The organism is Acetobacter oryzoeni, assembly GCF_004014775.2.
Lineage (GTDB): Bacteria > Pseudomonadota > Alphaproteobacteria > Acetobacterales > Acetobacteraceae > Acetobacter > Acetobacter oryzoeni.
This window is the reverse complement of record NZ_CP042808.1, coordinates 1629001-1635000: the sequence shown is the minus strand read 5'-3', so window position 1 is coordinate 1635000 and position 6000 is coordinate 1629001. Positions and strand designations below refer to the sequence as shown.

The window sequence follows — 6000 nt, the reverse complement described above, 5'->3', positions numbered from 1 at the left end:
ATGGGAAACAGGTGAATATTCCTGTACCTGCCAGAAGTGACGAATGCGATATGTTGTCAGGTCTTAACGGATTGACCTGGCTTTTGGAGCATTCCAGGAAATAGCTCTGGCGTATAGACCGTACCCGAAACCGACACAGGTGGACTGGTAGAGAATACCAAGGCGCTTGAGAGAACGATGCTGAAGGAACTAGGCAAATTGCTCGTGTAACTTCGGGATAAGCGAGACCCGTTGGTGGGCAACCATTGGCGGGTGGCACAGACCAGGGGTAGCGACTGTTTATTAAAAACACAGGACTCTGCGAAGTCGAAAGACGACGTATAGGGTCTGACGCCTGCCCGGTGCCGGAAGGTTAAGAGGAGGTGTGAGAGCGCTGAATTGAAGCCCCGGTAAACGGCGGCCGTAACTATAACGGTCCTAAGGTAGCGAAATTCCTTGTCGGGTAAGTTCCGACCTGCACGAATGGCGTAACGACTTCCCCGCTGTCTCCAGCATCGGCTCAGCGAAATTGAATTCCCCGTGAAGATGCGGGGTATCCGCGGTCAGACGGAAAGACCCTATGAACCTTTACTGCAGCTTTACAGTGGCATCAGAGACATTCTGTGTAGGATAGGTGGGAGGCTTTGAAGCAGGGGCGCCAGTTCCTGTGGAGCCATCCTTGAAATACCACCCTGAATTTTTCTGATGTCTAACCGTGGTCAGTTAGCCTGATCCGGGACCCTGTATGGTGGGCAGTTTGACTGGGGCGGTCGCCTCCCAAAGTGTAACGGAGGCGCGCGATGGTGGGCTCAGGCCGGTCGGAAACCGGCTGTTGAGTGCAATGGCATAAGCCCGCCTGACTGCGAGAGTGACAGCTCGAGCAGAGACGAAAGTCGGCCATAGTGATCCGGTGGTCCCGCGTGGAAGGGCCATCGCTCAACGGATAAAAGGTACTCTAGGGATAACAGGCTGATCTCCCCCAAGAGTCCACATCGACGGGGAGGTTTGGCACCTCGATGTCGGCTCATCACATCCTGGGGCTGGAGCAGGTCCCAAGGGTTCGGCTGTTCGCCGATTAAAGTGGTACGTGAGCTGGGTTTAGAACGTCGTGAGACAGTTCGGTCCCTATCTGCCGTGGATGTTGGAGACTTGAGAGGATTTGTCCCTAGTACGAGAGGACCGGGATGAACATACCTCTGGTGCACCGGTTGTCGCGCCAGCGGCACCGCCGGGTAGCTAAGTATGGAAGGGATAACCGCTGAAAGCATCTAAGCGGGAAACCCACCTCAAAACTAGGTCTCCCTGAGGGTCGTGGTAGACCACCACGTTAATAGGCCAGGTGTGAAAGCGTGGTAACACGTGCAGCTAACTGGTCCTAATCACCCAATAGGCTCACTCTCTTACTGTCCCCTTAAAAGGACAGCCCGTGCACAGAAATCATCCATATAACGCCTACTTCTTCATAACCAACCGTCCTCCACACCCCTTACAGGGTGGACTGGATGACCTGGTGGCCATGGCGGGGAGAGATCCACCCGATCCCATCCCGAACTCGGCCGTGAAAACCCCCAGCGCCTATGATACTGTGGCTTAAGCCACGGGAAAGTCGGTCGCCGCCAGGTCTTCCAATCCACCCTACACAAATCTTACCCCTACAAATTTCAACACATCTTCAACCGCGGGGTGGAGCAGCCCGGTAGCTCGTCAGGCTCATAACCTGAAGGCCGCAGGTTCAAATCCTGCCCCCGCAACCATCTCAAATTGCGATCTTGGATCAAAGCGTGAACGCATACCAGCGTCCGCGCTTTTTTGCGTTCCAGACGCAATCGTCAGAATGCTGGCGAGATCGCCACGCACGTCAATCCGCATGCCATCATCAGACGGCGTGAGGATAATGGCTTCAATCAGCGAGCGCACAATCTCCGCAGCCTCCTGACGCTGGGTCTCCAGTTCAGAATTGAGAGCTTCATGCAGGCGGAAGATCTGCTCACGATAAACGCCGGCCATCTCCGGGTGAAGCAGGGGAGGCGGGGCTTTGGAACTGGCCAGAAGAGCCTCGAGTTCTGTCCTGCGGGTTTCAAGCTTCAGGCTCTGCTGAGCAAGGCTCTCCCTGCTCACCTGATCTTCCAGATACAGATCGAGAAGCTTCTCCTGTTTGCCCTTTACCTTCGAGAATTCTGCCTGAGCTGCCGTGATGTCGACAGCGCCTTGCAGACGCTGGCGGTTCACCTCTTTGGTGAATTCCTCGCAGAACAGTCTGAAAAGTTCCGGGTTCAGCAGACGATGTCGCAGGGCATCCAGTACCCGATCTTCCAGAACCTCGCGCCGGATGTTCTGAAGATTGGCGCAGATGCCCTTGTTGCGGGCGTTCGAACAGCCAAGCAGGTGTTTCGAGATCATGCTGTAACCCCCCTGACAGCAGCCACACCTCAGCAAGCCCGAGAACAGATATTTCGGACGGCGTCTTGCGCGGAAATGGTCGTGACTGTGACCGGCTCTGATATCCGGGCTGGCTTCAAGGGTTTTCTGGCGGGCCTTGACTGCATCCCACAGATCCTGATCAATAATCCGCAGGTCCGGTACGTCCCGTATGACCCAGGCGGCTTCGGGGTTGAGGCGGGAGACGCGTTTGCCGGTCTTCGGATCCTTGAGGTAATGCAACCGGTTCCACACCAACCTACCGATATATATCTCGTTATTCAGAATACCGGTGCCGCGCGTTCGATTGCCGTTGATCGTGGAAAATCCCCATGCGCCACCGGTCGGGCAGGGGACATGATCCTCATTAAGGGACACGGCAATCTTTTTCGCGGATTTTCCGGCGGCATAGTCCTGAAAAATGCGGCGGACGATCACGGCCTGAGCGTCATTGATGACACGTGCGCCGCGCATGACATTGCCATGTCCGTCTGTTTCTGCGACCACATCATAACCATAGGCATTGCCGCCACCGGACTTGCCCTGTTCCACGCGTCCACGCACACCACGATGGGTCTTCTCCGCCAGATCCTTCAGGAACAGCGCGTTCATGGTGCCTTTGAGACCGATATGAAGAGGGGTGATTTCTCCCTCGGAAAGGGTAAAGACCCGCACACCCATGAACTGAAGGTTTTTAAACAGGGTGGCGACATCGGCCTGATCGCGTGAGAGACGGTCCAGGGCCTCGGTCAGAATGGCCGTAAAGTGCCCCTGCTGCGCATCAGCGATCAGGGCCTGAATACCGGAGCGGAACAGAGAGGCGCCAGAGACGGCATGATCCGTATAATCCCGGACGATCGGCCAGCCCTGTTTTTCCGCGTAGGCGCGGCATATCCGGAGTTGATCCTCAATTGAGGCATCCCGCTGATTGTCAGAGGAATAACGGGCGTACAGGGCAACTTTCATCATGGACGGTCTCTCGAGTTCCTGTGAGAGACTGGCCGCAGATGGACTCCCCGAAAAGAGGCGTGTGGTTGCGCAGGCACCAGTCAGATAGCGGCATGTCATGTCAGGGAAAATGGTGAGGCGGCCAACAGATCGATCACTATTAGGGCCGTGTATGCGTGAGGATCCCTGATGCTCTTTGTGTGAGCACTGCATTACACCAGTTGACTGTGCCTGATCCACAGCGTTGTGGGCAAGATAAATTTCAGACTTTCCGTTCTGATGCGGTTGCGTTCTGGAGTGCATTCGAAGAGAGGCTCGAGAGGACATGGGCGCGTGCAGCCTGCCGCGCCAGACGTGTGACAAGTTCCTGTAATGCCCGTGCCATTTTTTGTGCGGGCGGTATCTGACATCCCTGTGTCTCCTCCAGGTCCTGAAACGATAGTCTGCTGCTCATGACATATCCCCTTCTGTGCCAATGAGCAGAAACTTTCAGATTCCGGGAAGAGGGTGGAGGCTTAAATGATTTAGCCTTCACCCGTTCCGGTTTCTGGTTTTTTGGTATTGGAATCCCGATAGCTTTGAAGCGCCTTGAAAAGGGGCTCGGGCAGAGGTGCAAGAGGCAGGGCGAATGCCCCTGAGGCGCAGGAGCGAGATGCGGCACTTTCCTGCGTCTGATCCATTGTGGTGGGCATTGCTGTCATGGCGTACGCCTCAGGGACATCACTTTCGATCTCGGGTGTTATCGCCGGATCAAGCAGTCTGTTCTGCGCTTTGCGAGAGCCATGCTGCAGTCCCCAGTTCCGAAACCAGCGGGTGTAAGACAGGGTTCGCCTGGCAATATCGAGATCTTCCGGAGTGTCCATGAAGCTATGTCCGGGACGGTAGTCCCGACCGCTCTGCTCCTGTGAACCGGTCCATGCAGAAAGAGGATGAGAGGGAAGATAACGTCCACACCAGATCACGTCCATGGCTGCGAGAAGAGGAAGAACGGAAGCATAGGATGCTTTGAGCGTTTTGAATGTCGCCAGGCTGAGCGTGTGTTTTCGGGATTTTTTACCAGTGTTTTTCTGTGTTGATCCTCCCCGAAACTCACAGGGTGGCACAAGCAGATCTTCGGCGCCGTGCGTCTCGTTCAACGCGTGCAGACAACGTTGCAGCGAGAGGGGAAGCTCGGGATGATATATGTATTGTCGTGCCGCAATGTGGAGCGCCCGGCCCAGAATGCCACGCGGCGTACCGGTTATCAGGGTGCGATCCTGCACATAATTGCAAAATTCATAGCGCGGTGTGGTCGAACCGGAACGTTCGTAAGCTTCGCGAATTTGACGCTGCAAGTTCCAAATCTGTTCTTCATGAAAAAAGACAGCCAGAGCCTGCGTCATGTCGCCAGAAACAGGTTTGGGCATGCGATCTGTCTGAAGAGAGGGATTTCGGGAGCCTGAGGCCAGAATGAGGTTTTGCAGTTCTGGGCTCAAGGCGTTGGAAAGGGCGTCGATAAAAGCGGCGAAGGTCGCAGTCTGGTGTCCGCGGGGTGGATTCTGGATCCGCAAGCGTAACCTGTGCTCCAAAAACATGATCTGCAAGTCTGTCGGAGTGATTTCAGAGCGCGCGCCATGACTTTTTTTCCGGATCACATTGATCAGGTGGCATTGCAGCTTGAGGTTAAGAGCCGGATCGTTTTGTTCAAATTCCAAGTTATTCAAGAGGTTTATCCATCATATTTCAAGTAAATATAAGAGATGTCTTGTGTAAAAATATCCAGACACGGAATACACCTGAAGAAATATATTTCTGATTTTATCAGAAAAAATCTTCTATACATGATGTTTACGATAAAACGCCAAAATCGCCAAATCCGAACGATATATGCACGAAGTGGACGAAAACAGGACAAAAACACGATAAATCGCAAAAAGTACCGTTTTTAGCGATTTAGGTGTCGAAATCGGGGTTTTGAGACAAAAAACGCGACAAAACTGCATACACGACATTTTGGTCGCATTTTCGGTCGTTGAGTGCGGTAACGGGAGTTTTTGCACAAAAACCCCCGATTTCGACACTTTTGGCTATAGAAATCGGACACTTACCACAAAATTGACACATTTCCTCGATTTCGACACTTATTGCACAAAAACCCTCGATTTCGACACTTTTGGCTATAGAAATCGGACGCTTGCCACAGAATTGACACATTTCCTCGATTTCGACACTTATTGCACAAAAATCCCCGATTTCGACACTTTTTGACATAGAAATCGGGCAGATAGCGTCATACATGGAGACAAAGTCCCGAAAACACGACCAAAAGTGTCGATGCTCGATTTCGACACTTATTGCACAAAAATCCCCGATTTCGACACTTTTTGACATGGAAATCGGGCAGATAGCGTCATACATGCAGAAAAGCGCCGAAAACACGACCAAAATGCAAGAGTTCAAAGGGGGTATGTCAGTGAGGCCATTTTTGCCCCCAAAACACCCCAAAATCGACCTCCAGAACACCCCCTCCAACACGACACTGGTAGAAAGAGAGAGAAGCACCACAAAACAAACATGCCATAAAACCCATCAGGATCGCCGTAGAGACGTGGAAGCGCCATTTAAGCTAATAGGCACCAGAAAAACGCCAAAACCCATTCAGGAGGCAATCCTGAT

2 protein-coding genes, 1 tRNA gene and 2 rRNA genes (1 of these 5 only partly in view) are annotated in these 6000 nt (G+C 53.1%); 3 read left to right on the top strand and 2 right to left on the bottom strand.

The features are described 5' to 3' along the window. The 3 genes from EOV40_RS07535 to EOV40_RS07525 form a co-directional block, all read left to right on the top strand. A 23S ribosomal RNA gene (locus tag EOV40_RS07535) occupies positions 1–1379 on the top strand; it begins 1365 nt to the left of the window's first position. A gap of 106 nt (positions 1380–1485) precedes the next feature. After that, positions 1486–1601, top strand: a 5S ribosomal RNA gene (rrf, locus tag EOV40_RS07530). Between the two features lie 55 nt (positions 1602–1656). After that, positions 1657–1733: transfer RNA gene (locus tag EOV40_RS07525), tRNA-Met, on the top strand. Here EOV40_RS07525 and EOV40_RS07520 read toward each other — a convergent pair. Both EOV40_RS07520 and EOV40_RS07515 read right to left on the bottom strand, forming a co-directional pair. After that, positions 1690–3363: a recombinase family protein gene (locus EOV40_RS07520; RefSeq protein WP_128106222.1), complete on the bottom strand. Its 1674-nt coding sequence runs from the start codon at positions 3361–3363 to the stop codon at positions 1690–1692. The two genes, EOV40_RS07525 and EOV40_RS07520, sit on opposite strands and share 44 nt — an antisense overlap. A 506-nt stretch (positions 3364–3869) precedes the next feature. Beyond that, entirely contained in the window at positions 3870–4727 is an 858-nt protein-coding gene (locus EOV40_RS07515) for a hypothetical protein (RefSeq protein ID WP_128105549.1), read from the bottom strand. Positions 4728–6000 lie beyond the last annotated feature (1273 nt).

Bases quoted from the DNA above. Each gene is read 5' to 3' on its own strand.
- EOV40_RS07520 (WP_128106222.1), bottom strand. From the start codon at position 3,363: ATGAAAGTTGCCCTGTACGCCCGTTATTCCTCTGACAATCAGCGGGAT.
- EOV40_RS07515 (WP_128105549.1), bottom strand. From the start codon at position 4,727: ATGACGCAGGCTCTGGCTGTCTTTTTTCATGAAGAACAGATTTGGAAC.